Source organism: Veillonella sp. (genome assembly GCF_018364065.1).
In the GTDB taxonomy this organism is placed as follows: Bacteria; Bacillota; Negativicutes; order Veillonellales; family Veillonellaceae; genus Veillonella_A.
Window position 1 is genome coordinate 37,567 of record NZ_JAGZMO010000006.1, and the last position, 25,199, is coordinate 62,765.

At 43.1% G+C, this 25,199-nt stretch carries 23 protein-coding genes, 1 tRNA gene and 1 other RNA gene; 5 read left to right on the plus strand and 20 right to left on the minus strand.

What is annotated here, in order from left to right:
- Positions 1 to 58 precede the first annotated feature (58 nt).
- From KHZ77_RS07345 to KHZ77_RS07360, 4 genes are all read right to left on the minus strand, one after another.
- Positions 59 to 865, minus strand: coding sequence for a metal ABC transporter permease (locus tag KHZ77_RS07345; RefSeq protein ID WP_295197367.1), 807 nt, complete (start codon positions 863 to 865; stop codon positions 59 to 61).
- A 1-nt stretch (position 866) separates the two neighbouring features.
- Positions 867 to 1,571, minus strand: coding sequence for a metal ABC transporter ATP-binding protein (locus tag KHZ77_RS07350; protein ID WP_295197370.1), 705 nt, complete (start codon positions 1,569 to 1,571; stop codon positions 867 to 869).
- A 100-nt stretch (positions 1,572 to 1,671) separates the two neighbouring features.
- Positions 1,672 to 2,652, minus strand: a complete 981-nt coding sequence (locus KHZ77_RS07355; protein WP_295197372.1) for an NlpC/P60 family protein — start codon at positions 2,650 to 2,652, stop codon at positions 1,672 to 1,674.
- Positions 2,649 to 3,587, minus strand: a complete 939-nt coding sequence (locus KHZ77_RS07360) for a glycosyltransferase family 2 protein (protein ID WP_295197375.1) — start codon at positions 3,585 to 3,587, stop codon at positions 2,649 to 2,651. The genes KHZ77_RS07355 and KHZ77_RS07360 overlap by 4 nt, the downstream gene beginning before the upstream one ends.
- A gap of 384 nt (positions 3,588 to 3,971) precedes the next feature.
- On the opposite strand from KHZ77_RS07360, the gene KHZ77_RS07365 reads away from it, so the two are divergent.
- Positions 3,972 to 4,502: a hypothetical protein gene (locus KHZ77_RS07365; protein WP_295197376.1), complete on the plus strand. Its 531-nt coding sequence runs from the start codon at positions 3,972 to 3,974 to the stop codon at positions 4,500 to 4,502.
- A 225-nt stretch (positions 4,503 to 4,727) separates the two neighbouring features.
- Here KHZ77_RS07365 and KHZ77_RS07370 read toward each other — a convergent pair whose 3' ends face one another.
- From KHZ77_RS07370 to KHZ77_RS07420, 11 genes are all read right to left on the minus strand, one after another.
- Positions 4,728 to 5,105: a hydrogenase expression/formation C-terminal domain-containing protein gene (locus KHZ77_RS07370; protein ID WP_295197379.1), complete on the minus strand. Its 378-nt coding sequence runs from the start codon at positions 5,103 to 5,105 to the stop codon at positions 4,728 to 4,730.
- A complete protein-coding gene (locus tag KHZ77_RS07375; RefSeq protein ID WP_295197381.1) occupies positions 5,102 to 5,590 on the minus strand; it encodes a HyaD/HybD family hydrogenase maturation endopeptidase in 489 nt (162 codons plus the stop codon). The genes KHZ77_RS07370 and KHZ77_RS07375 overlap by 4 nt, the downstream gene beginning before the upstream one ends.
- Entirely contained in the window at positions 5,574 to 6,287 is a 714-nt protein-coding gene (gene cybH / locus KHZ77_RS07380) for a Ni/Fe-hydrogenase, b-type cytochrome subunit (RefSeq protein ID WP_295197384.1), read from the minus strand. The genes KHZ77_RS07375 and cybH overlap by 17 nt, the downstream gene beginning before the upstream one ends.
- Before the next feature lie 14 nt (positions 6,288 to 6,301).
- On the minus strand, positions 6,302 to 8,203 hold the full coding sequence (locus KHZ77_RS07385; RefSeq protein WP_295197386.1) for a nickel-dependent hydrogenase large subunit: 1,902 nt from the start codon (positions 8,201 to 8,203) through the stop codon (positions 6,302 to 6,304).
- Positions 8,203 to 9,396, minus strand: a complete 1,194-nt coding sequence (locus KHZ77_RS07390) for a hydrogenase small subunit (RefSeq protein ID WP_295197389.1) — start codon at positions 9,394 to 9,396, stop codon at positions 8,203 to 8,205. The genes KHZ77_RS07385 and KHZ77_RS07390 overlap by 1 nt, the downstream gene beginning before the upstream one ends.
- A 390-nt stretch (positions 9,397 to 9,786) precedes the next feature.
- Positions 9,787 to 10,113: a thioredoxin gene (trxA, locus tag KHZ77_RS07395; RefSeq protein WP_295197392.1), complete on the minus strand. Its 327-nt coding sequence runs from the start codon at positions 10,111 to 10,113 to the stop codon at positions 9,787 to 9,789.
- A 247-nt stretch (positions 10,114 to 10,360) separates the two neighbouring features.
- Positions 10,361 to 10,710, minus strand: an RNA gene (gene rnpB / locus KHZ77_RS07400) — RNase P RNA component class A.
- A 179-nt stretch (positions 10,711 to 10,889) separates the two neighbouring features.
- Positions 10,890 to 12,032: a Nif3-like dinuclear metal center hexameric protein gene (locus KHZ77_RS07405; RefSeq protein ID WP_295197394.1), complete on the minus strand. Its 1,143-nt coding sequence runs from the start codon at positions 12,030 to 12,032 to the stop codon at positions 10,890 to 10,892.
- A gap of 94 nt (positions 12,033 to 12,126) precedes the next feature.
- Positions 12,127 to 12,873 (minus strand): class I SAM-dependent methyltransferase, encoded by a 747-nt coding sequence (locus tag KHZ77_RS07410; protein WP_295197397.1) that lies wholly within the window; start codon positions 12,871 to 12,873, stop codon positions 12,127 to 12,129.
- Positions 12,874 to 13,266: 393 nt separating this feature from the next.
- The gene (locus KHZ77_RS07415; RefSeq protein ID WP_295197400.1) at positions 13,267 to 14,334 is read right to left on the minus strand and encodes a carboxymuconolactone decarboxylase family protein; all 1,068 of its coding nucleotides are present in this window, start codon (positions 14,332 to 14,334) and stop codon (positions 13,267 to 13,269) included.
- A gap of 33 nt (positions 14,335 to 14,367) precedes the next feature.
- Positions 14,368 to 14,850 carry a flavodoxin gene (locus KHZ77_RS07420; protein WP_295197402.1) on the minus strand — a complete coding sequence of 161 codons (483 nt, stop codon included), beginning with the start codon at positions 14,848 to 14,850 and terminating at the stop codon, positions 14,368 to 14,370.
- A 209-nt stretch (positions 14,851 to 15,059) separates the two neighbouring features.
- Between KHZ77_RS07420 and KHZ77_RS07425 the strand changes: the two genes are divergently transcribed.
- A complete protein-coding gene (locus tag KHZ77_RS07425; RefSeq protein WP_295197405.1) occupies positions 15,060 to 15,953 on the plus strand; it encodes a LysR family transcriptional regulator in 894 nt (297 codons plus the stop codon).
- A gap of 153 nt (positions 15,954 to 16,106) precedes the next feature.
- A complete protein-coding gene (locus KHZ77_RS07430) occupies positions 16,107 to 16,763 on the plus strand; it encodes a hypothetical protein (RefSeq protein ID WP_295197408.1) in 657 nt (218 codons plus the stop codon).
- 185 nt (positions 16,764 to 16,948) lie between these two features.
- Here KHZ77_RS07430 and KHZ77_RS07435 read toward each other — a convergent pair whose 3' ends face one another.
- Positions 16,949 to 19,474, minus strand: coding sequence for a YadA-like family protein (locus KHZ77_RS07435; RefSeq protein WP_295197411.1), 2,526 nt, complete (start codon positions 19,472 to 19,474; stop codon positions 16,949 to 16,951).
- A gap of 981 nt (positions 19,475 to 20,455) precedes the next feature.
- On the opposite strand from KHZ77_RS07435, the gene KHZ77_RS07440 reads away from it, so the two are divergent.
- Positions 20,456 to 20,902 (plus strand): GNAT family N-acetyltransferase, encoded by a 447-nt coding sequence (locus tag KHZ77_RS07440; protein ID WP_295197413.1) that lies wholly within the window; start codon positions 20,456 to 20,458, stop codon positions 20,900 to 20,902.
- Between the two features lie 145 nt (positions 20,903 to 21,047).
- On the opposite strand, the gene KHZ77_RS07445 is transcribed toward KHZ77_RS07440, so the two are convergent.
- Positions 21,048 to 21,257, minus strand: coding sequence for a hypothetical protein (locus KHZ77_RS07445; RefSeq protein ID WP_295197416.1), 210 nt, complete (start codon positions 21,255 to 21,257; stop codon positions 21,048 to 21,050).
- A gap of 56 nt (positions 21,258 to 21,313) precedes the next feature.
- A complete protein-coding gene (locus KHZ77_RS07450) occupies positions 21,314 to 21,508 on the minus strand; it encodes a CPCC family cysteine-rich protein (protein ID WP_295197418.1) in 195 nt (64 codons plus the stop codon).
- A 296-nt stretch (positions 21,509 to 21,804) separates the two neighbouring features.
- Between KHZ77_RS07450 and KHZ77_RS07455 the strand changes: the two genes are divergently transcribed.
- Positions 21,805 to 21,879, plus strand: a tRNA-Ile gene (locus KHZ77_RS07455).
- Between the two features lie 351 nt (positions 21,880 to 22,230).
- Here the strand turns inward: KHZ77_RS07455 and rpoD are convergent.
- On the minus strand, positions 22,231 to 23,397 hold the full coding sequence (gene rpoD / locus KHZ77_RS07460; protein ID WP_295197421.1) for an RNA polymerase sigma factor RpoD: 1,167 nt from the start codon (positions 23,395 to 23,397) through the stop codon (positions 22,231 to 22,233).
- 28 nt (positions 23,398 to 23,425) lie between these two features.
- Positions 23,426 to 25,189 carry a DNA primase gene (dnaG, locus tag KHZ77_RS07465; protein ID WP_295197424.1) on the minus strand — a complete coding sequence of 588 codons (1,764 nt, stop codon included), beginning with the start codon at positions 25,187 to 25,189 and terminating at the stop codon, positions 23,426 to 23,428.
- Positions 25,190 to 25,199: the final 10 nt, after the last annotated feature.

A 25,199-nucleotide genomic window follows, 5' to 3' on the forward strand; every position in this document is an offset into this window, starting at 1 on the left:
AGCCTCCTAAACTAATAACTATTTTTTTATTATACTCTATATGGTATGGAATGTCATTTTATTTCTTATTTAACATAATGCTGACTGCGAAGGTAATCGCATATCCCACGATTGCCATGAGCACGATGGTACCGCCCGGCGCCAGATCGAACTGAAAGGCAATGAACAATCCCAGCAGCACACTGAGGATGGAATAGGCTTCACTAATCCACAATGTCTTAGAAAAACCCGCTTTCCACAGGTGCGCGGACGCAACCGGAATGATCATGAGGGCCCCGATGAGAAGAATCCCGACAATTGTCATCCCCATAACTACGACCAAAGCCGTAAGGATGGCAAAAATCATGTTAATCCGATTAACCGCAATGCCCGCCGTAATGGCCACCTGTTCATCAAAGGACGTGAACAACAGGCGGGAATAAATACTATAAATAACAACGCCTACGATGACCGCCGCCACCGCGATACTGATAATATCCGTATCCGTCACCGTTAAAATGCTCCCGAACAGGAAGTTCATGAGCCCCGTGCTCGGCATTTTCGTCATACTAGCAAAAATAACCGCCAAGGCCAGACCGGTGTAGAAAAATAAAGCCAAAATCATATCCGTATATTGACTGTGACGACGCCGTACAAGCTCGATGCCCACCGCCGCACCAACTGTAATGCCTGCTGCAGCCAACGGCGGATATATATTCATAAGAGCCGCCCCGGTAACGCCTGCAAAGGCGATATGCCCCAGGCCTTCACTGAGTAGCGACTGCCGCTTAATAACGATGAATGTGCCAATGAGTGGACACATAAGGGCTACGATAAATCCGGCCACGAAGGCGCGCTGCATAAATGCATAGGTAAAAATATCCATACTAGCCTCCTATATGCCAAAATAATTTGGACCCTTTATGGGTTTCCATAAAACCGTCCCCGTCGCCCTGATAGCATATATGGCGATTAATACAAACAGCCTTGTCGGCCAATTTACATCCTTCTTCAATATCATGGGTTACCATGACAATAGTCATGCCCTTATCGCAAAGTGTGCGGAGCAATTCCATAATATGACGGCTGGCCTCAAAGTCGATGCCGCTGGTCGGTTCGTCCAGCAGCAAGTACTTCGGCTTGCGTGCCAAAGCCTGTGCAATCATGACGCGCTGCTGTTGGCCGCCGCTCAACTCGCCGATACGGCGGTCTTTAAAGTCGCTCATGCCCACCTGGCTCAACGCATCAAGAGCCGCCTCATGACGTTCCTTGCGGCTCAATTTATGGGTACGCAGTCCCAATTCCACAATTTCCAAACAGGTGGCCGGAAACTGGGCGGCGTTTTTATTGTAAATTTGCGGCACCAGATGAAGAAGTCCGCTTGTTTGCGCTTCCTTCACCGTTTTACCGTCGATCAGAATGGTGCCCTCCGTAGGACTCAATAGACCGGATAAGAGTCGCAGACATGTAGTCTTACCAGCTCCATTAGGCCCTACAATAATGGTAAACTCCCCTTCCTTGATGGTGAGGGATATATTGCAGAGTATCTCATCCTGCTCATAATAAAATCGGACGTCTTTAACCTCTATCATAGGTAAACCATCCTTTCCTAAACTATACTTTTTAAACTTCAGAAAAAGAGGAGGCCGCGCCTCCTCTTTGAATACACTCTGTATAATTACACTGCCTGAATTACATAACTCGCTTAGCGCCAATGTAACGTTCGCCCCAATAGCCGCCGGCCATATCGGCAATCGCTACACCGCTGCTGGAAGTGGCACTGATAAATTTACCTTCACCAATATAAATCCCCGAATGGGATACGCCCTTCTCATAGGTTTCAAAGAACACTAAATCGCCCGGTTGCAAATTCGTCTTCGACACCGTTTTACCTACTGTATACTGCTCGTCGGCAGAGCGCGGTAAAATAATGCCCTTCTTGGCAAATACGTAATGTACGTACCCGGAGCAGTCAAAGCCCTTCGGCGTATTGCCGCCGAATACATACGGCACACCGCGATAATGTTCCGCTTCCGTAATAATATCACGTACAGACTTCGATACAGGACCGGTCTTAGTGAATACGAAATTTTCATCCAACGGATCCAATAAACTGTCGTTCTTGGACGGTTTATTGCTTTCCTTATCGGATGTTACCTTTTTATTATCGGACTTTTTATCGTTAGACTTTTTGTCATTGGACTTCTTGTCAGATTTAGTTTTCTTTTTATCCGAATCAGATGCTTTCGTCGCATCTTTCTTGGACTTCGTATTGGACGTTACCGCTTTATCGGATGTGACGCCGTCAGTCTTACTCTTCTGGCTGGCAGCCCATTCGGCGGCAATCTTGTCCTCAGACATTTTGCCTAAAGAACTGAGCTTGCTCGTGTCCATGTCCTTCCCCATCAACGCTTTATAGGTAGCACTGTCCACTACACCATTTACAGGGAGCCCCTTATCCTTCTGGAATAAGCGTACAGCCCATTTCGTATTGGCATCATACTCGCCGTTAGGTCGAGCCTGATAGCCCGCAGCAATCAGTTTTTTCTGGATGGCCGGAATCTCTCCGCCCTTCGTCCCGTACTCATAACCGGCTGCGCCTACTACTGTGTATGTCCCTACACATAGCACCATAGCCACCATGATAGAGAGCTTCTTATATTGGTATCTCATCGTGTTTCCTCATCGCAATTAATGCTTTCACGTATCCAGTATAGTGGTCGATGTTTCACTTCCTCAAACACGCGACCTACATATTCACCAATGATACCGATGCAAACGAGTTGTACGCCACCAAGGAAGAAAATGGAAACTCCCAAAGTTGCCCAGCCGCTTACGGCGCTATCTGTAAAGAAGTGAACAAACAAGATATGTAGAATCATTATAATACTTAAAATACCGGATAATAAGCCGATGTAAAATGCGGCGCGAAGCGGCACATTGGAAAAGGCCGCAATGCCGTCCAAGGCGAAGTGCAACATTTTGCGCACGCTGAACTTGGATGTGCCTGCAAATCGAGGCGGTGCCACGAAGTGAATCTCCGCCTGCTTATAACCGATATCGCCTACGATACCGCGTAGAAAACGCCCGTGCTCTCTGAACTTAAGTAAGGTGTCAAGAGCCTTGCGATTCATCAGACGGAAGTCTGATCCCCCTTCTACGATTGGTACATTGGCCATTTTATTCATTAATTTGTAATAATATTTTGAAGTGAACGCTTTCATCCAACTCGCATCTTCTGTAGAATCGCGAATGGTGCGCACCACATCATTGCCTTCTTCCCAAAGCTTTACAAGCTGTGGAATCAGTTCAGGCGGATGCTGCATATCACCGTCCATGGTGATTACGGCGTCGCCCTTTGCGTGATCAAGGCCACAGGTAAGTGCCAGTTGATGTCCGAAGTTACGGGCTAACAGCAAAACCTTTACAGCCGAATCTTCTTCCGCAATATGTCCCAGCATAATAGCGGAGTTGTCGGATGAACCATCATCCACGAAGATTATTTCCTGTTCGTAAGGCAGCGTATTAAGCACCTCTTTGACCGAACTATAAAACTTTTTTATATTAGCCTCTTCATTATAAACAGGCACAACTATTGACAATAACATACACTGCCTCCGTTAATCTATTGCGTTTTCATTTTACTATTTTTTCGTCACTTTGGCAAATCAATAGTATTATATTATATGTGATTCACTTATACTTTGCAAGGGGATGAACGGGACGAATATAGCTACCCCTTCCCCAATGTGGAAAAACCGGCTTATTTCTTTGTATAATTGACGAGTTCTGTATAACATTTTATACTAATTGTAAATGAATTATCCGCTGTAGAAGCAGTACTAATAAATTTATTTTGACAGCTGCCTATTAGGCCCTATACGAATTGTCGTTGCCATCTTATTCATGTCATATAAGAATACTCATAGGCACCTTATGAAAATAGGTACTGCAGTTTTAATAACAATCAACATCAGAAACGGAGTAATAATATGAAAAAAATATCTCGCCTAGGTTTCGCCTTTGTATTGGCCGCATCATTTGCAGCAACAACATTTACAGCACCTGTTGGTGCCGCCTCCAACGTTCCCGTTGAGGCCAAGTATACTGACACGCAATCCGGTCAAGTGTACGGCGAAAAAATGAACGACAACGATATGTCCGCTATGGGTATTTCGTTGGGAGCAAGCTTACAAAATCTTACCAATGAATTGGGCAAACCGGATGATTATAATTTGAAAGCCGGTCGTTCCGGTATTTCTGTCACATATGACGGCGTCACTTTCTTCGGCAATCCGGTAGATCGCATCGTCATTGTGGACAAAAGCCATGCTACCAATCGAGGCATCAAAGTAGGTGACAAATTGGACGCTGTGAGCGGCGCATACGGCCAGCCTGACCTTATTACCGACACGTACTGGTTCTATGGCCAGTTTAAAGCGGGCACCAATGAAAAGTACGGCATTCTCTTCTTCTACGAAGGAAATAAAGTTACACGAATCCTTATTACCAGCGGCGTTTAAAGCCCGAAAAACGGTTTATTCCGCAAATCTAATTATATAAAAGGGCTAGGACAAAACGATTTGCCCTGTAAGCAACCTAAATAAAGAAGGCTATAACAAATTGCAAGTTTAAATACTGCAGTTCGTTATAGCCTCTTTTTTTTGTAAGTATACGTGTACTACGCAGTAACCGCAGCCCCATACGTTTAAACGTATAGTTCTACTACACTGTATACGTCAGATCAATTACACATCCGCCGCATCGATCCAGGTCTGCAGTTCCTTTTCCGCTTCTATAATGTCTTCGTCAAAGGCACCACACAAGCTAGGATAGCGACCCACTTCGATGGTATATACAATCGCTTCATCGCGAGGATTGCGGAATGTACCGAGCCAGATACCGGAGAACTGTGTTTCATACCACTCTACCGGCTGATCAGTCTCTGTAAAATTAATCGTAATGGTACCACGTCCCAACGTTTCCATCACTTCCACCTGTTCCTCCATAGTGAGGCCGGTTTTTTCAATGTAAATCGTGTGAGTCTCTCCGGTTTCGCGAAGATTCTTTAACGCAGTCTGCAATTCCCATAAAATGGCCTTTATATTGCCATAATGTTCAATCATCGTTTCTGTACCTCAATTCCCCACGCTTCCAATTGTTTGATCACGCGGGCTTTCACATCCGGCAATACGGCGCGAACCGTGTCCGAAACTTCTAATCCCAGCTCCAGACTTTCCGGTTCCACACCTATGACCACCGCATCTTCCAGCGGATCTTCCTGTAATGCTCTAATTCGTAAAATATCCTGCATCCCCACTTCATGAACAGAAATGTGATCCGTAAAATAGGACTCCATTTCCTCATGAGGGAATTCGTAGACAGTGCCCGGTGCATCGCCGCCGTTGATGGCGTCAACCAATAACAGCTTTGTCATGCCGCGCATGTATGTGAGCAGCTCCATACCCATGGTGCCGCCGTCAATGATATTTACAGGCGGTGTAAACTCGTACTCCGCGTCCAACTCATTGACCACATGAACGCCCAGCCCTTCATCGGTGAGCAGAATATTTCCCACACCCAACACGGTGATATTACTTTCGTTTACCATACAAATCCTCAATATCTTCAGGATCATGAGGATAGAACTCCATGCCTGAAACCATGCTGGACACTTCGCCGGACTCTTCCATAACATCTTCGCGGAATGCAAGGTAAACGTGCATAACCGTGAACAGCAGGAAGCACCAGGCAATATAATGATGAATAATATGCGTATCGTATTCGCTAAACAGTAAATTAATCGGGTTGAAAATCTTCGCCACGAAGCTGTCCGGTCTAATCTGTGAGAACATGGCCAAACCGGTGCAGATTTCCAAGAACATCAAGATGTACACGATTAAATAACTTGTGCGAGCCAAGGAGTTTCGCAATACACGATGCTCTTCCTGACGAGGAAGCATCAGATAATGCAGGAACGTCTGTTTAATCCCCACCCAGTAAAGGCGGCTTCTAAACTTAGGCAACAAGCGATCTCCGCGATAGCGGATAGCGCCATAAATACGGAATACGAACGCGAAAATAAGCACGAATGCAAAGGTAAAATGAACACGGCGAATTGTTTCCATGGAAAACCAGCTGGTAATCGCTTCCGCCGGCTCACGACCTACAAACATACTGAATCCGGGATCTCCGATGTAGAGGCCGGTCCAGAATAAAAATGTAACACAAAGCACCATGGTCCAGTGAAATATGCGGAGCCACAGGCTGAACACGCGATACGGTTTCTTATCCGGCTGTTGCAGCATATAAATCCCCCCTATTATTTACACATAGCATCGGTATTAACAGAGACGATTTTTTCGCCTTTTTTGTTATATAAGTGTGTTGCACAGGCCAGACAAGGGTCGAAGGAATGGATGCCTTTCAAGATTTCAAGTGGTTTATCAGGAATCTTTACTCGTGTATCCATCATGTTGGATTCGTACGCACCATGTTCGTTGGCCACAGTTTTCGGACACGCATTCCAAGTTGTCGGAACGATACACTGATAGTTGTCGATTTTGCCGTCTTTGATTACGCACCAGTGACCAAGACCGCCGCGAGGCGCATCCAATAAGCCAACACCTTTCGCTTCTTTTGGCCAAGTGTTAGGATCAAAGTTTGTCATATTGGCAACGCTGGTGTCGCCGCCTTTAATGTTGGCAATCAATTTGTTGTAGAAGTATTGGCTCAAGTTAACGGCAATCTGCGCATCCAATGCACGACAAGCCGTACGGCCTACGGTACTGCACATCCAAACATGAGCAGGTACGCCCAATACGGAGGATACAGTGTCAATCTGTTTAACCATCATCTGTTCCGCCCAGGTTGGGTTGGAAATGATGCCCTGTTTTACCTTCGTATACACTACGATATACTTGGCCAAAGGACCAACTTCGCAAGCGCCGCCCTTGTATGTAGGCGATTTAATCCAGGAATATTTCTTGGTTTCATCAAGGAATTCCCAATGTTCTTTAGTCCCTGTTTTAGGGCCTGTATAGTTAGGTTCAGTAACACCTTCACTTGGATGAAGTGTCTTTTTACCGCTAGGATAGTTGAACCAGGAGTGTTCTACTTCTTCAGACAAGAAGTCAGGGTTCATAAGGTCTTCCCCTTCCAGTGGAAGGAATTTTGCCTTATCTACGCCGAGAGCGAAGTCTTCAACAACGCCGTTGGCACGAACCATGGATTTCTTGAAATAGTCGCCGTCCTTAACGCCGGTGTATGGTTCATCAGGATAACCGCCGTAAGCGAGTACGCGTTTCTTGGATAAACCGCCGCCGTCAACCATGCCGGCTTTTACGTAAATCTGACCTACCGCCAATACGTCAGGCAGGTAGAAGTAGTTTACCAAGTCTTTTGCAAGTGCAAGAGATTCATCAACCACAGCCAAACGAGCCGCATTGACAGGGGCGTTCATGTCGTCCATGGAAATGGCGCATGGCATGCCGCCTACGATGTAGTGTGGATGCGGGTTCTTACCGCCGAACACAACATGAGGTGTAACCATGTCACGTTGTTTGTCCAAAATGTTAAGGTAATGTGCTACGGCCATCAAATGTACTTCAGGAGGAAGTAACTGATAGTCCGGATGATCCCACCATTGAGCGGCGAAAATACCTAACTGGCCGCTATCAACGATTTTCTTAACTTTCGCCTGGATTGCCGCATAGTATGTAGCATTTCCTTTAGGGAATTCTTTTGGATAAGCGGACAAGGTGGACTCGGTTTCAGCCGGTTGCAATCCACTAATGTTATATGTCTTTAAAATTGTTTCCTGAATGGCCGCTGTTTTAGCAGGGTCCGCTTTCAAAGCTTCTACCGGACTTACCCAGTCGAGGGCATGTAAATGATAGAAGTGAACAATATGGTCATGTGCATCTAAGCAGCTGTGCATAATGTTACGGATATAGTTGGCATTCTTAGGAATCTGGATGCCCAATGCGTCTTCTACGCAACGCAAGGAAGCCAACGCATGAGTGGATGTACAAACACCGCAAATACGCTGTACGAAGGCCCATACATCGCGAGGGTCGCGATTCTTCGCAACCAATTCAATGCCGCGCCACGCTGTCCCGCTGGACAGGGCGTCTTCAACTTTTCCCGTTGCTTCATCAACATTTACTTCTACACGTAAATGTCCTTCAATACGGGTAACGGGATCTACTACCACACGCTTCATTAATGGTTACCTCCTTCGTTCTTAGACGAATCCGTTGCAGCTCCGTCAGCGGCTTTTGCCTGAGCAGCCTGTGTCTGCGCCGCTTTCTTAGCTTCTTCTTCAGCTTTTAATTTCTTTTCCAGCTGAATCGTATCATATTTATGTTTTGCCAATGTAACACCGCCATGAGCAACAACGGCACCGAAGGCTGTTAAGCCTGCAATAGTACCTACTGTATCGGCGTCAGTAATCGTATTGGCCACATGTACCTGAGGCAGACGTTGATAGAAGTGGTCGTTGTCCCAGAACCCTTTTTCACTACAGCCGATACAACCGTGACCGGACTGAATTGGATAGGACAAACCGTTCCACCAGCGCAAATTACCGCAGGAGTTATACGTAACCGGACCGCGGCAACCTACTTTGTATAAGCACCAGCCGGCTTTAGAACCTGCATCATCAAATTTTTCTACAAATAGGCCGGAGTCAAAGAATGGACGACGATAGCATGTGTCGTGAATTCGATTACCGTAGAACTGTTTTGGACGGCCTTCAACATCGAGAGGAGGAATTTCACCGAATAAAGCATAATGCATAATAACACCGGTCATGACTTCCGGAATTGGAGGACAGCCGGGAACCTTAATAATTTTCTTGCCGGAAACGACGGACGATACGGATACCGTATTTGTCGGATTCGGTTTAGCGGCCTGTACACCGCCCCAAGCGGCACAGGAACCGTATTCAATAATAAATGCGGCGCCTTCTGCACATTCTTTAAGCACGTCTACGAACGGACGGCCTCCGACCATACAGAAAGTACCATTGTCGTTTAATGGTACGCCACCTTCTACGGCCAACACGTATTGACCCTTTTTGTCCTGCATGATCTTGTGAAGATGCGCTTCAAAAGGAGCCCCTGCGGCAGCTGAGAGTGTGTCATCATATTCAAGGGAAATCATATTGAGCACAACGTCCGAGGCAAATGGTGATGTGGAGCGGATAAACGACTCATCACAGCCTGTACATTCATGCCCATGAAGCCAAATTACAGTTGGTAATTCTTTTGTGTCAGCGGCCTTGACTACTTTGTTTAAAAACGTTGGAGGCATGCCTAATACGGCAGTTAATGCCACACAAGTTTTCACAAAAGTACGGCGGCTTAGTTTGCGGTCTTGGAATAGTTTCCATAGACTATTTGTCGTCTCTTTCACAGGTAGACCCCTTTCATAAGCAATAACTTTACTCTTCCTCATACTCTACATTTGTATTCTCATGTTCTACATTGTATTGATTATATTATAACAGATATTGCTTGATTTGTTCTATAGAATTTAGGTATACATTCCATAGTTTTTGACTAAAAGTTCACTATGACAGTTATATTTTATTGTAAGCCAAGTCCACTTGCGCAGACTTGGCTTACCTGTTACAACATATTCAATTATGACTTACTACTTATGTATTGTACTCATATGCTGTACTTGTATGTGTACTTATACTTGCATATTTGCTTGCACGTATAATCTGTAATTATACGTTGTACTTATATCGTACTTATTTTTTAATTGTGTTTTTTACTTATGTTTTTAAAGTATGCGTTCTTACTTAATGATGGATTTAATGAGACCTTCCACCACGGCAGCCGGTTTATAACCTGCAATACGGTCTTTTTCTTTACCGCTCTTGAAGCAGATCAACGTAGGAATACCTTGAATGTTATACTTCAATGCAATGTCCTTTGCCGCATCAACGTCAATAGTCACAACGGAAATATCATCTTTCATATCTTCCGCCAACTTTTCGATTTCCGGATTCATCAATGCACATGGTTTGCACCATTCCGCCCAAAAATCCGCTACTACTACTCCTTGATTCTCTTTCAAGTACCCTTCAAACGCTGTTAAATTATCAATCTTGGTTACAGCCATACAAAAAACCTCCTTATAACCTGTTTATATACCATTACGTAGAGTGTACCCTTTCATTTAGTATAGCAAAATCAAACTTCTTCTTCTATCATTATTTTGACTTAAACGGAAAAATTTTACTCTTTTTACAGGAATAAGATATGTTCTTGAGAATATATCCTATTACGGTATAAAACGGCCTATTTAAACATTAAAAAGTGCTGAATTTTTTCATTCATAAAAGCAAAAAACCGCTCACGAGGAGCGGTTATGCAAGCAATCAATAAGCCGAGTTCTGTTCTGCTATGCAGTGGTGATTATCTTTCTAGGCCTATAGTTACCTATAGGCTCAAGCGGCACAACCCGAAAGGTAGGCGGGCCACCTTTATCCCTTTCCTATTCGGCCTTGCTCCGGATGGGGTTTACCGAGCCAATACATTACTGCATTGCTGGTGCGCTCTTACCGACACCGTTCCACCCTTACCACATTGCTGTGGCGGTTTACTTTTCTGTGGCACTGTTCCCTATGGTCACCCACGCCGGACGTTATCCGGCATCCTGCCCTTTGGAGCTCGGACTTTCCTCGAGTTTACACTCGCAATCACCTTTCATACTTGCTAATTAGAGTCTAACAGATTAGTAATACATCGGTCAATTATTATTTTATCAATACTTATATGAGCTCTATTAATTTTACTTATTTTTGAATTCTATGAGATGTAAAAGAAACATACTCGTCATTTAAGAGAATCCCCCACTATTTTAAAGGCCTGTTCTCTTTAATCTAAACAAATAACTTATTCGTTATAAAAGAAGAAATCTTCTTGAGTTTCACCCACTAAAACAGGCACCGTCTGATCCGCATCAACTTTGCTATCATTTACCATATCTGATAAACCTTCTTTTACCATATCCGCCAATAACTTGGCCGCTCCGATTTCTGTTCCAAAATGGCCCACATCAGCCACCACGATGCCCAGCTCTTTGGCCAATTGCATGTCGTGATATTTTACATCCCCTGTTACATACGCATCGGCACCGTTCTTGGCGGCTGCTTTAATAAATTCAGCGCCGCTGCCTGTGCAAAGGGCGATTTTCTTAATCTTCTCTACACGAGCTCCGCCGTAACGCACATGGCCGCGCGGGAATGCGCCTTCAACTAATTCCATAAAGCCTTTCAAATTCACCGGTTGCTCCAACACGCCTTGACGACCGATCGTGTTGACAATGGCCGGTTCTTTCAAAGAATACACATCGTATGCCACTTCTTCGTACGGATGCGCTTCCTTCATGGCACGGAGCACAGAACTCAACAATGCTTCCGGCACAATCGTTTCCACCCGATGCTCCTTCACCTGCTCAATCTGACCCACTTCTCCGATAAACGGATGGGCTCCGTCCAACGGTAAAAAGGTTCCGGTACCTTCACTGTAAAATCCGCAATGGCTGTAGTTGCCAATATGGCCGGCACCCGCATCACCCATGGCTTTCAGCACAGCCTCCGTGTGCGTGTCCGGTACAAAGCAGGCAATCTTGCAGAGGCCTTCACTGCTCACCATTTCAAGGCCGGTCACCTGTGTAAGCCCCAACTGTGAGGCGGCCAGATCGTTGAGACCGCCCGTCGCCACATCAAGATTGGTATGCGCGCTGTATACGGCAATGTCGTGCTTTATTAGTTTTTCCACCATGCGTCCTAGCGCTGAATCGCTTGTCACCTGTTTGAGACCTTTAAAAATCAGCGGATGATGACTGATGATGAGATTGCACTTTTTCTCAATCGCTTCATCAATGGCCGCATCCGTTACATCAAGGACTGTTAAAATGCCGGTTACGTCCATATTGCGGCGCCCCACCATAAGCCCCACATTATCCCAAGACTCCGCCAAATGGCGAGGCACGCGTTTTTCTAAACTATTTAAAATTGCTTGAACCTTCATCATACAAACCTCCTTGATGCATCTTATTTAACTTATTCTTAACATGATGTGTCACACCCGCTACATCTTATGCATCGTATCTATACATAGTAAATAGCTACACAATCTTGCGAAGTTCTTCCAATTCAGCCACCAGCTGCTTATATTTCTCCGTATCCGCCAAGGCTTCGGTCATACCTTCCAGCGCCGCTTCACGGCCATGCATAATAAACTTCATATGTTCATCCCAGAGAGGCGGTTTTTCCTGAGCCAGCAAAGCCCCTACCGTCCACAGCATAGATTCCTTCGGCAACCCCTCATATGCATCCTTGGCGTCAACACGCGCTTGTGTAATCGGCCCCTCTTCGGACATGTAGTCAGCCTCTTTCCCCTTCTTCACCGCTAAAAAAGCCTGGTACATCTTGCCCATGTCGGTCATGATGCACTCCTTAACAATCCGATATCCGCGCTCCGTTATATACTGACGAAGTTCCGCTTGCCCGTTTTGCGGTTGCAGCACATAGAAATCTAGCAGCTCCGGACCTTCTTCGATAATGTCGCGCATTAAAAATCCGCCCATACCGCAAATGACGGCGCCCTGTAATTCACCGGGCTTTACGATCTGCAAGCCGTTGCCGAGGCGGCATTCCACCAAGCCGGCCATACCGGTTTCACGCACATGGCGCTCCGCCGAAGCCAAGGGCCCTTTATTTACATCGCCGGCGATGGCCTTCTCCGCCTTGCCGCGGCTTACCAGCTCCACCGCCAAATAGCCGTGATCCGTGCCGATGTCCGCTATAGTCTTTGCCTTTGGAATTAAAGTAAAAACAGCCTCCAGACGGTCTGTCATCGTTCGCTTTATCATCTTTTGCATTATTATTAAATTATCCTCTCCATAAAATCTTAATATATGCTTATCTTATATTACTTATAATCTCACGAGCCTCTTAGCTTCCAGCTCATGTTCGCAGTATGGTCTTTAATATTACCTTTAATATTGCCTTTAGTATTACCTACCTCATATTGTAACACAAAAGCCCCTTTCCATGATGGCCTTTCGGATAATGCAAACGTTTCCGTCCGCTCTCCGTGGCCCTCATGCGAAAGAGGCTTATTTAATACTATTACGTTTTAAACTGCTTCACTCTACATCTTACTCAACGTGTGCAGACTAATTAGACTGCTTTTACACTTAAATTGCTTTTACATCCTGATTGTTTTCTTTTTACAACCCAATCAAAGTGCTTTGTTTTATATCTTATTTATGTTCCCAATGAAGTTGTTTATATTCTGTGTCGCTTACAGGTTCCATCCAAGTTACGGACACGCCTTCTTTTTTCACAGTCATAGCCAAATGGGAGAAATAGCTGTCAGCAGCAGCGCCATGCCAGTGTTTAATTTCAGGGGCAATGTACACTACATCGCCGGCTGCCAATGCTTGCGCAGGTTTGCCTGCTTCCTGATACCAGCCTTTACCGCCTACAACTACGAGAATCTGACCCGCACCATGATGTACGTGCCAATCGTTGCGGCTGCCAGGTTCAAAGGTTACATTGTGAATGCCCACTTCTTCGTCATTCAATGGAGCCAACCAGCTTTTACCGCTGAAGTATTGTGCATAGTCTTTATTGAAAACGCCGGCAGGGAATGGAGATACGCTATTTTCATCGTGAACGGCATTGGAAATTTCTTTAAGCTGCGCATCGGTCACGCCATTATGTTTGGCAATGCCGCGATGTGCATTTAATTGGGAATCTACATCAGTAAGTGCTTCTAAAACGGCTACTGTTACGATTTCACGTTCACGCCAGTTCAACACATCGGAGGCAAAAATGTCGCCGAATAAATGGCTCTTTAAATATTGATCGGATGCAGGCGCAAAGTCAAAGAGCGCGCCTTTCACTTCACCGCCCACTAATTCAGTCTGTGTCTTTGTGCCTTCCGCCATAGCATCAGCGCCTAACACTATCTTCGATGCAGCTTTACCTTCTTCAGTAGCAATACCGTTGTCATTGCGTTCATTAACTGTATTCATCAATACGTTCAACGCATTCAAGCTTCTTGGGAAGCCGGTGTATGCGTACAATTGCACCATAGCGTCTTTTACCTCATTTACAGTTACACCTTGATTCAATGCTTCATTAACAGCATCTTTCAATTTTGCCTGATCACCGGTTGCCGTATATTTACTGATACTTACTAATTGAAGTTCTTTGTTTGTTAATTCTTGTGCATTATTTGCCATTACGTTCATTTCTCCTAATTGTAAAGTCATACAAATGAGGCCTAAGCCCAATAGTTTGCTGATTCGTCTTACTCGTCTCATATGTTTTTCCTTTAACTCACTATAACTTTGACCTTAATTCCCCACGTTATACGATTGGGACCATTGCTTCAATTCATCTTTCGATGCATGTACAGAAAAACGTCGTCCTTCTTTGAGCACCGCACCTACACAGGATGGCCATAAGGCTTCATTCGTTTTACCCATGGCACTGCCGCCGGATGTGGCGAATGGAATCACCACTACATCGGTCAAATCAAAGCTTTCTAGAAATGTATTAATAATTGATGGTGCCCGATACCACCAGATTGGGAACCCTACATACAAAACATTATATTTCATATCCGGTAGAGGCCCCTGAATGGCCGGGCGAGATGACATATCGTCCATTTCCACCGAAGAACGACTCTGTTTGTTCGTCCAATTCAAATCGGCCGACGTATAAGGCGTTTCCGGTTTAATTTCATATAAATCCGCATCAATTGCTTGTGCCAAGTTCTGTGCCACCTGCTTGGTTGTGCCGGTTACACTGAAATAAGCAACTAACGATTTACTCATCTAACCCCTCTCCTTCTCAATGTAATATGTTTTATTTTTTAATTCGAAAATGCTCTCTTCTTGAGCTGTTTACATTGTAACCTCATTTCCTTTTTATGACTAACAGTTATTAGTTCTTATTTACCATCGTTTTTAGGAATGGTAAAATAAAAGCAAATACATTACATTCTTTTTAAAACATACGAGAAACTCTGTGAAAGGAGCATCTTATGATAGAAACTCGTTTATTGTTATATTTCTTAACCATCGCTCAGGAAGAAACTATCAGCAAAGCGGCGGAAACATTGCACATCACACAATCCACCTTATCAAAGCAGATGAAGGATTTAGAAGACCAATTAGGAAAAGTGCTTTTTATTCGGGGCAAACGTAAAATAGCCCTCACCGAAGAAGGTCGTTACCTGCAACAGCGGGGCCGTGAAATTCTAGACTTACTCAGCGCTACGGAAGGGGCGCTAAAAGAAGAAACAGAATTACTGAATGGCAATATTTACTTCGGCTGCGGTGAAACCCAGCACATGGAAGCGGTCAGCCAGTGTTTCAAAGATTTACAGCAACTGTATCCGCAAATTCATCTCCATCTTTATACCGGCGATCATACGGTGGTCATGGATCGTATGGACAAAGGCCTCATCGATATAGGCCTCGTTGTGGAACCTACATTTCGCGAAGGCTACGACTACTTTTACATTGGACGTACCGATTTAAGCGTACTCCTTATGCGCAAGGACGACCCGTTGGCTACCAAACCTCACCTTTACAAGGACGATTTAAAAGACTTGCCTTTAATTTTATCCCGCCAAGGCTTCGTAAACCCGGCGGACTATGAACTCTTCGGTACAAGCCGTTCCAACTTAAACATCGTGGCCACCTATAACTTAATCAACAATATGATGTTTCTGGTGGACCAGGGCCTAGGCTATGGCGTTACACTGAGCGGACTACTGCCGCCGCACCATCCCACCCTCACATCGCGCCCCATCGAACCGCCTTTGGAAAACAAGTGGTATTTAGTGACCCATTCACACCGACTCTTCTCCCCTACAGTGACGCGCTTCTTAGATGAACTAAAAAAATACTTTGCCGCTGAAAAACAGGCGTAATCATCATGACCGGCTAATATATGTAATCCGGAATACTCTTTATAGATAAAGGAGTTAAGCCTCTCGCTGTCGAAAGGTATATAAGAGTACATAATAGTATTATCCGGTAAAAAACGTACAATCTATACATTACATCTTACAAGGAGGTTCTCTATGTGGAAGAAATTATTACTCACAACGGGCCTGTTGACCTGTGTAACATGCCCGGGCTTCATTAGTGAGGCATACACGGTACCGATGCAGCAGACGGATACGAACTTGAAACTTACCTATCCGTTAGTGTATTTGGAGTCTCAATCGGCACAAAATAAAATTAATACGACCATTGCTACGTACGTGGATAAAATGCGCGACCTGTACTACAATCAGAAGATGTACATGGTAAATCAATCGTTTGAAACGACATACGAAGATGATGATTTACTCTCCCTCATCATTACCAGCGGTTGGTATAACGGCCAAAGTGCACACGGCTACTACACCTCTCAGGGCCTCGTATTCAACAAACATACGGGTGAGCTGATTCCGGCTACAAATTACGTCCATGTAAAAGACGGCGAGCAGCTGTATAAACTCGTGTACGAAGGTATGCTTTATCTATATGGGCAAAATGGCCAGCGGCGAATTAGCCCGACCATGATGTTTGCTGAAAAAACTATCGACGTTCATAACGACAACTATATCCTGCTGGGCGGCGGCAACATTGCCATGCTCTATCAGCCGTATGACTTGGCGTCCTATGCGGACGGCGTTACACGAATCGTATTTACACCGGATAAAATTGAATATATAAATCGGTTGAATTCGTAAAAAAGTTGAAAATTATACTTAATAACTTAAATTAGGCTTAATTACATACTTTTAAACATAAAGAACTCCCTATCCATTGGATAAGGAGTTCTTTTTTAATACTCAATTCGGCGTTTTTCAACACTTAGAGTATTTATATATTCAATTGTTACATTTTACCTAATTCGTTAAAATGTATGTTCCAATTATCGATTAGCCAATTGGTTCATAATTTCTTGAATTTGTGCACGCAATTCTTGGTTTTCTTGTTCCTGTTTTGCTACACGGCTGTTCAAGTTATCGATTGTAGAAGCTTGTTTGGAAACTACTTCAGCTAATGCAGATTTGGAGTAATTGGAGTACTCGTTGCTGCTACCGATTTTAATGCTTACGCCGGCGTTAAACATGTTTTCGCCGCCGCCCATGCTAGTACCAACGGAGAACATTAAATCGTTAGTTGGACGATAGAATGCACCTAACGCTACAGCATTAGCACCTTTGTAGTTACCGTAACCTGCTGCAAAACCCCATTTTGCACTTGGATCGTAGTCTTGTGGATGTAACGCTGCTAATGCGGCTGCACCGGCACCTACACGGTCAAGACGAGTATCCAATTTGCTTACGCGGTTATCCAAGCTAGCTACATTGTTGTTCAAGGTATTGATGCTTTCAGAGTTAGCCTGTACTTGGTTATCCAAAGCAGTAATGTTCTGAGCTGCTGTGTTGTCTTTTAAGATGTAGTTACCATCAGCGGATACGCGAGTTTCTTTTTTAATTTCGTCGCCAAGCTGAGCTACGTTAACTGCATCAGTATCGGCTACACCGGCTTTAACACCATGGATATAGTTGTCGCCCATGCTAATGTTGCTGCCGTTGATTACAACTGTATCATTACCGGAGCTATCTTTAACAGTTAAACCGTTAGTAGATACCTTATCCAAACCGGTTATTTCTTTGTTAAGAGCTACTTCTAACTTAGGAACAGTAGTTCCGTTAACAGTTACTGCGCTCGCAGTTGTAGTAATATTGTCGCCACCAACTATGCTAAAATCACCACCTGGGGTAACCGCTGTCTTATTACCTGCATTATCAACAATGCCAACCGGCTTAGTTTCAACGCCAATCGTTACCTGAGTACCGGATTTAGGATAACCATCTTCAGATGTTATTGGAGTTGTATTTCCTGTATCTCCAGAAGCACTTTCACCCGGAGTAGTCGTTGTATCATCGGATGCTGTTGTCGTTGCAGAAGTTGGATTATATGGAGGCGGTGTTACAGTTACAACGTCAGTCGGCGTTTCTGTTCCAACAACATTTAAACCAATCGTAAATTTATTACCAACACGATTTACGGTAACCCCCTCAGCGGCTTCAATATTTATACCTTCAAGAGCCATTCTTAACTGTTTAACGTTAACCGCATCATAATCACCATAGCCCCCTGCAACATTGATAATACGGCGTGTATTAGCAGCAATAGAGGTTTTATTATCGCCAGTACCAACTGAATAAGCCACATTACCTACAGAAACAACACCTTGAGTTGTAATATCAAATGTATCGCCAGATATATAAGCATCGTTAGCATAGTCACTACTTGGAGTTGCAATAAAGTCTTTCCCTAATACAACAGAGTTATTAAGCAAAGAACGTGCATGAGAACCAACAGCAACAGAGTTGGAAACACCTTGCAAGCGAGCATAGTTACCTAAAGCCAAGTTGTTTACACCACTAGTAATAGCATAATAACCAACTGCTGTAGACTCTTCACCTTTAGCTTCCGTATAATGACCGATAGCTACTGTATTATCATAGGCTGTACGAGACTGCTGTCCAATAGCGACTGAATAATTACCTTTAGCAATAGCGGCTACACCTAGAGCAATAGAGTTGGAATCATGTGCTTCAGATCCAGGTCCCAATGCCATTGTCTGGAAGCCAAAAGATTTTGCATGCACCCCTAAAGCAATTGAGTTTTGATACAATTCATTATCATTTTTACCTTTAGTATCATCTATAGGATTTGCTTCATATTTTTCACCAATTTCATAATCAACGGTGTAATCTTTATCCTGTGGGGGTGCCTCTGGAGTTGTAACAGTAGGCTTCGTAGCACTAATTGCCCCAACATAGGAGTCATTCCCAATCGCAATGCCATCTTTTGAGTTAATCGTTACTTCAGTTTGTGACCCTAAAGCAATAGAACGTATGCCATTTGACTTTGCTGCTAGACCCACAGCCAATGTATCTGATTGACTAGCAACAGAACCTGCACCTAATGCAATACCATTATAACCATTCGCTTTAGCTGAATAACCTAAAGCAACACCCATATATCCATTAGCATTAGATCTAGGACCAAATGAAACTGAATAATCCCCAATAGACTTCGCTAAATTACCAATTGCAATCGATTCTAACCCACTTGCTGCAGCTGTGGCTCCAAATGCATTCGCCAATTTAGCGGTCGCCTTCGCACTATTACCTATCGCAACGGCAAATGGTTGGTCTGCTATGGAGTTGCCCCCAACAGCAACAGTAGCTCCTACCGCTGCATTTGCCCCTGAGCCAAGAGCTACAGCATTACTGCTTGTAGCTATAGACTTGGCACCAATAGCCACGCCAGATCCGGTACCTTCTGTATTAGTGGCCGCCAATACAGAACCGGATCCTAACATACTTACTGTTACTGCCAATACTGCTAATTGTTTCTTACTTAATTTTGATTTCATGTTTGTAATTCATCCCCTTTTAATTTAATAGGAATTCAAATTATAATATACTCTTAAAATTTACTGCTCGTTCTTTCGAATGATACCTCACTATTTATCCATTGTTTACGCATATTCTTTTACATTTTATTTACTTGTGCATCCGATTCATTTTACATAGCAACCGAGCTTCTGCACCTCATATACGCTTTAACAATATTTTTTGCAATTCATTTTTTAATGAAGTATTCATTCATTTTCATGAATTATATTATCATAAGTCGATATAGTTGTGCAACACTTATTATGGACAAATCGATATTTTTAAATTAGTTTTTCAATCTGTGTAATTTTTAACGTTCAGTTTATAATTATTTTATATTTAGTCTACATACAATTTATAATCCGAACAAAAATTTGACAAAACTTATATAAAGTGTCAAATGATATGTTTATCTTCATATATCTGTACTTTCCTATATTTTAAAATTTATACCATCTTTGTCGATTTATATTTTTACACAGATTATAAATAGTAAATCATCCAATTTAATTAAACAAAGTCCATTCCATAAATACATGTGTGTAAGTTTAAATAATTCGATTATTAGATAATATAAATTATTTAGATTTATTTTTCAGTTATTTTCATATATGATTAATGAAAAAGAACACTCAACGATTGAGTGTTCTTTTTCTATGATATGTATTTTAAAGTGCTTCGTTTATATCGGTATATTTTTGAATTTATATATCATATACAAGCTTTTCTTTCAATATACTAAGTAATTGAATGATAAGTGTCTCTATCTGCAAATCAAGTTACATCTATATGTAATTCGTTAGCTGCCAATACATTAAGCGACGACAAATATGCAAAACTAATCACAAATATGCTAAACTATCTATAATACACCAGATTAACTACGAGTATGCTAAATTAAGTTCAAATCTGCTATACGAACTATAAATATACTAAACAAACTGACATAGGAGATAGATATGGAAATTTATGAAGTTACGGAACGAACCCCACAACTGATAGAGCAATTGCTTCACGTATGGGAAGACTCAGTTAAGGCGACTCACTTATTCCTATCCCCTGATGAAATAGAGTTCATTAAACAATATGTCCCTCAAGGGCTGCAACAAATCGGTCACTTAGTTATTGCCGAAAATGAAGCGCAAGAACCAATCGCCTTTATGGGGATTCAGGATCAGCACTTGGAAATGCTGTTTATCGCGCCACAGGAGCGCAGTCAGGGCTTAGGTCGCCAATTATTTAATTACGGTGTTACGCACCATAAGATTAACCATGTAACCGTTAATGAGCAAAATCCGGAGGCCAAAGGATTCTATGAACACATGGGCTTTGAAGTGTACAAATGGAGCGAGCTTGATGAACAGGGCAATCCGTATCCGATTCTTTATATGAAACTGAAGCAATAAAAAAAGCTGTAGCAAATTACGATGCATTTCGCAATTTGCTACAGCTTTTTCACTCTATCTTTATTTTAATTTACCGCTTTTTTCAATCAATGATTCAATTTAATATTTTTTGCATATCTAGTTATTCCTTATTAAAACTACATTTCTAATACTCATATAAGAAATCTACTATATCAGCTGCAATTTCAAGCATTGGCGTTTCTATTTCCTTCGCAGATTCTTCAACTTCAAAGTCTGCCGCCTTTTCATATAAGGCATCCAGTTCTGCTTCACTTAACCTAGGTAAGTCTTCATACGCAACTCCAAGTCTTAACTTCATGACTTCCCTTGCTTCCAAACTCAGTTCTTTGGCCATATATTTCCCTCCGGTTCAATCAATAGAAACTGTTTCACACCAATACTCTTATCCCCCTACAATACGATTTTTCCTCTGGCCCACTCAGCCTTTGCCTGATTCAAAGACAATTTATTGGCTCCACCGGCATAATCAGGATGTTCATACTGAAACGGATCATCCTCCCACCAACAAACGGTACAAATATCATGCTCATGCAGCTCATCCAATGTTTCATTATTACAAACTGGACATCTATATAATTTACTCATTTGTTGCGCCTCCCTGCGCTTATATATAGCTTACTGCTCACATTACGACTTACTCACACTTATATACTTATGCATCAGACCTTCGTTTTCCTTCTTTTATAATTCTATAGTTTCTTTATTTATTGTTTTACTTTTCAAAAATATATACCTATTTTAATTTTGCTCGTGTCATCAAATTTCCCCTATATTATTACCTTATAACGGCACATCTTATGAACGTCATATTGACTAATGACGGGTATTTTATGTATAATAATTTGGTGATATCATATAGTTAAGGTATTACTAATTATCTTGGGCCTATAGCTCAGGGGTAGAGCAACCGGCTCATAACCGGTCGGTCCCTGGTTCGAACCCAGGTGGGCCCACCAAGTAGACATGACGAACCACTATTACAAGTTACGTATTGTAGTAGTGGTTTTTTTATTATTAAAGTGTTATTGCTAATTATTTTGATTCTTTAGACAAGATGATTATTGCCTTTACTTTTGAATAATATTGTGTTATAGTACCTTTTAAATAGTGCCCTTTGTTGTAGGCCTCCCACCATCAGGGATATGCTGAAGCTTAGGGCTTTTTTATTTTTTAGGACAGAATTCCAAAGCTAAAAATTTAAAACAAATTTAAACTGAAATCAATCAAAAAAAGAGGCAACATATCGTTGCCTCTTTCTATTTATCTATATATATCTATTATATAGTGCACCGAGTCTCTTATACCGATTATAAGAAATCTCTGATTTTATCGCGTTTTCCACGGTTGCGAAGTTTTGTGAGTGCTTTGCCTTCGATCTGACGAATACGTTCACGGGTTACTTTGAAGTATTGCCCTACTTCTTCCAAGGTACGTGGTTTGCCATCTTTCAAACCGAAGCGAAGGATCAATACCTGCTGTTCACGTTCGGTGAGGCAGGAGAATACGTCTTCAATCTGTTCTTTTAACAGAATGTAGCTAGCCGCATCATCCGGAGCGATAGCATCCTGGTCTTCGATGAAGTCGCCCAAATGGGAGTCTTCTTCTTCGCCGATTGGCGTTTCCAAGGAAACCGGTTCCTGCGCGATTTTTTGAATCTCACGTACACGTTCTACGCTGATGCCCATACCTTCCGCAATTTCTTCAGGCAATGGTTCGCGACCTTTATCCTGTAACAACTGACGGGAAATACGAATCAATTTGTTAATAGTTTCAACCATGTGTACAGGAATACGGATTGTACGAGCCTGGTCCGCAATGGCGCGAGTAATGGCCTGACGAATCCACCATGTAGCGTATGTGGAGAATTTATAACCTTTCGTGTAGTCGAATTTATCAACCGCTTTAATAAGGCCCAAGTTGCCCTCCTGAATTAAATCCAAGAATAACATGCCACGGCCTACGTAGCGTTTTGCAATACTAACTACGAGACGAAGGTTCGCATCGATGAGCTTCTGTTTAGCTCGTTCACCGTCGCGCATTTCTTTGTAGGACGCATCATCTTTGGCACCCGCTTCAATCTGCTGGGCCAATAAGATTTCTTCGTCTGCAGAAAGCAATGGCACACGGCCGATTTCCTTCAAGTACATACGAACAGGGTCATCAATATTAACCCCTTCCGGAATACTCAGACCAAGACTTACTTCTTTCGCTTCACGTACGTCATCAGTAGCGTCTTCATCATCATCTTCCATGATATCTTCGTCATCATCTACAGCAACGTCGTCTGTTACTACATCTATATTACTTTTCTGCAATACTTCATACATATCATCCAATTGCTCCGCCGTAAGTTCCACTTCTTCGTGAAGAGCATCGGTAATTTCTTTGCTGGTAAGGGCACCTGTCTGTCTTCCCTTTGCTACTAATTGTTCTATAATCTCTTCTAGTCTTGATTTACTTTGCTTCTTAGCCACAACGCTCTTCCTTTCTTTTATAGATTTATCAGGACCATTCTTTTATCAAGGTCTGTAATTCCTGACATAGTTTTAATTCTTCAATAAAACGCGAATCTCCTGCACGATTTAGCTGATCCGCCAAGGTGCTGTGCTTTTTATACTGTTCACGCAGTGATTTCAGACGCACTGCACGTATATATCCATCTAAAGCAGCCTGTTCATAATGCAACATCATCAATGGTGCATAGGCTTCCTGTTCTTCTTCTGTTAACCGTTCTTCTAATGCCGTCGTCTGCAGTTGGCCTGTTTCGGCTACAACTTGACCGGCTTTTTCCAATATGGAGCGGTATTCTTCTTTTTCAAAATCTTCCGCCGGTAAATAGGCACGAACACGTTCAAGGTTCTGTACGGATTCCAAGGCCATGGCCATTAAGAAATCCTCTTCCGTCGTTTTACGCAAACTGTTCGCATTCGGTGCCTTCGGCCTGATTGCCACGGTGCCCTTGCCTGTATATTGTCTGAACATGCGTAAAATCGTACTCGTATCCATCCACAACGGAAGTGCCAGCGCCTTCAGCGCATTTTCCCGTTCCATCGGATTGGTAAGGCCCTTTATGTAATTAAACATATTCATTAAAATGGCCTGTTTGCCCGCAGAGGTATTGCGATCATGTTGGATGAGGGATTCGTTAAGGAAAAATTCAAACGGCGTAATAGCCTGGTCTACCAGCTCCAGGAAAGCGTCTCCTCCGTGATTTTTCACATACTCGTCCGGGTCTTTTCCATCCGGCATAGCTACGATACGCACTTTGAAGTCCGTGTCCTGTAAAATTTCGATTGCTTTACGAGCTGCCTTTTGACCGGCTCCATCCATATCGTATGCCAACACCACTTCATCAGCCTGACGCACAAAAAGGCGCCCCTGATTCGCGGTAAATGCGGTCCCCAGTGAGGCGACCACATTTGTAACTCCTGCATTATGGGCACTAATTACATCCATATACCCTTCCACAAGTATAACCTGTCTCTTCTTGCGTACTGTTTCATAAGCCTTATCGAAGGCGAACAGCATATGCCCTTTGCTGAAAATACTTGTTTCCGGGGAATTCAAATACTTCGGTCCGTTGTCATCTTTGGCGAAAACGCGCCCGCCGAAAGCGACAATACGACCGCGACCATCCGCAATGGGGTACATCACCCGATTTCTGAAATAGTCGTACACTTTACCGGTGTTATTCTTGCGGCACAGCCCGAGCTCAATGAGAGTCCGTTCGTCTATGCCCCGCTTTATAAAATCTCTATATAGGCGATCCCAACTGTCCGGGGCGAAGCCTAAGCGAAATCGCTTGATAATATCTAATGATAGTCCCCGTCGTTGCAGATATTCGAGACCCACTTTCCCCATCTCCGTCTTCATCAGACAGTTGTGGAAATAGTTGGCCGCCAAATCATTGACCCTATAGAGTTCATCTCTGTGCGCTTTACGTTTCCGTTCTTCCTCGGTAAGCGCTTTTTCCGGAAGTCGGATATTGGCTCGATTGGCCAATTTTTCAAGAGCAGCCGGAAAGGTTAATCCTTCTATTTTCATGAGGAAACTAATGACATTTCCTGATTCATGACATCCGAAACAATAAAAAAAGCCCTTTTCTGGGGTAACACTAAAAGAAGGCGTAGACTCATTGTGAAAGGGACATCGGCCCCAGAAGTTTCTCCCATTCTTTTTAAGCGGTACATGTTCAGAAATCACTTCCACTATGTCGTTTGCGTTTTTTATTTGTTCAATTAAATCGTCATCAAAGTGTCTATTCATCTCTTCACAT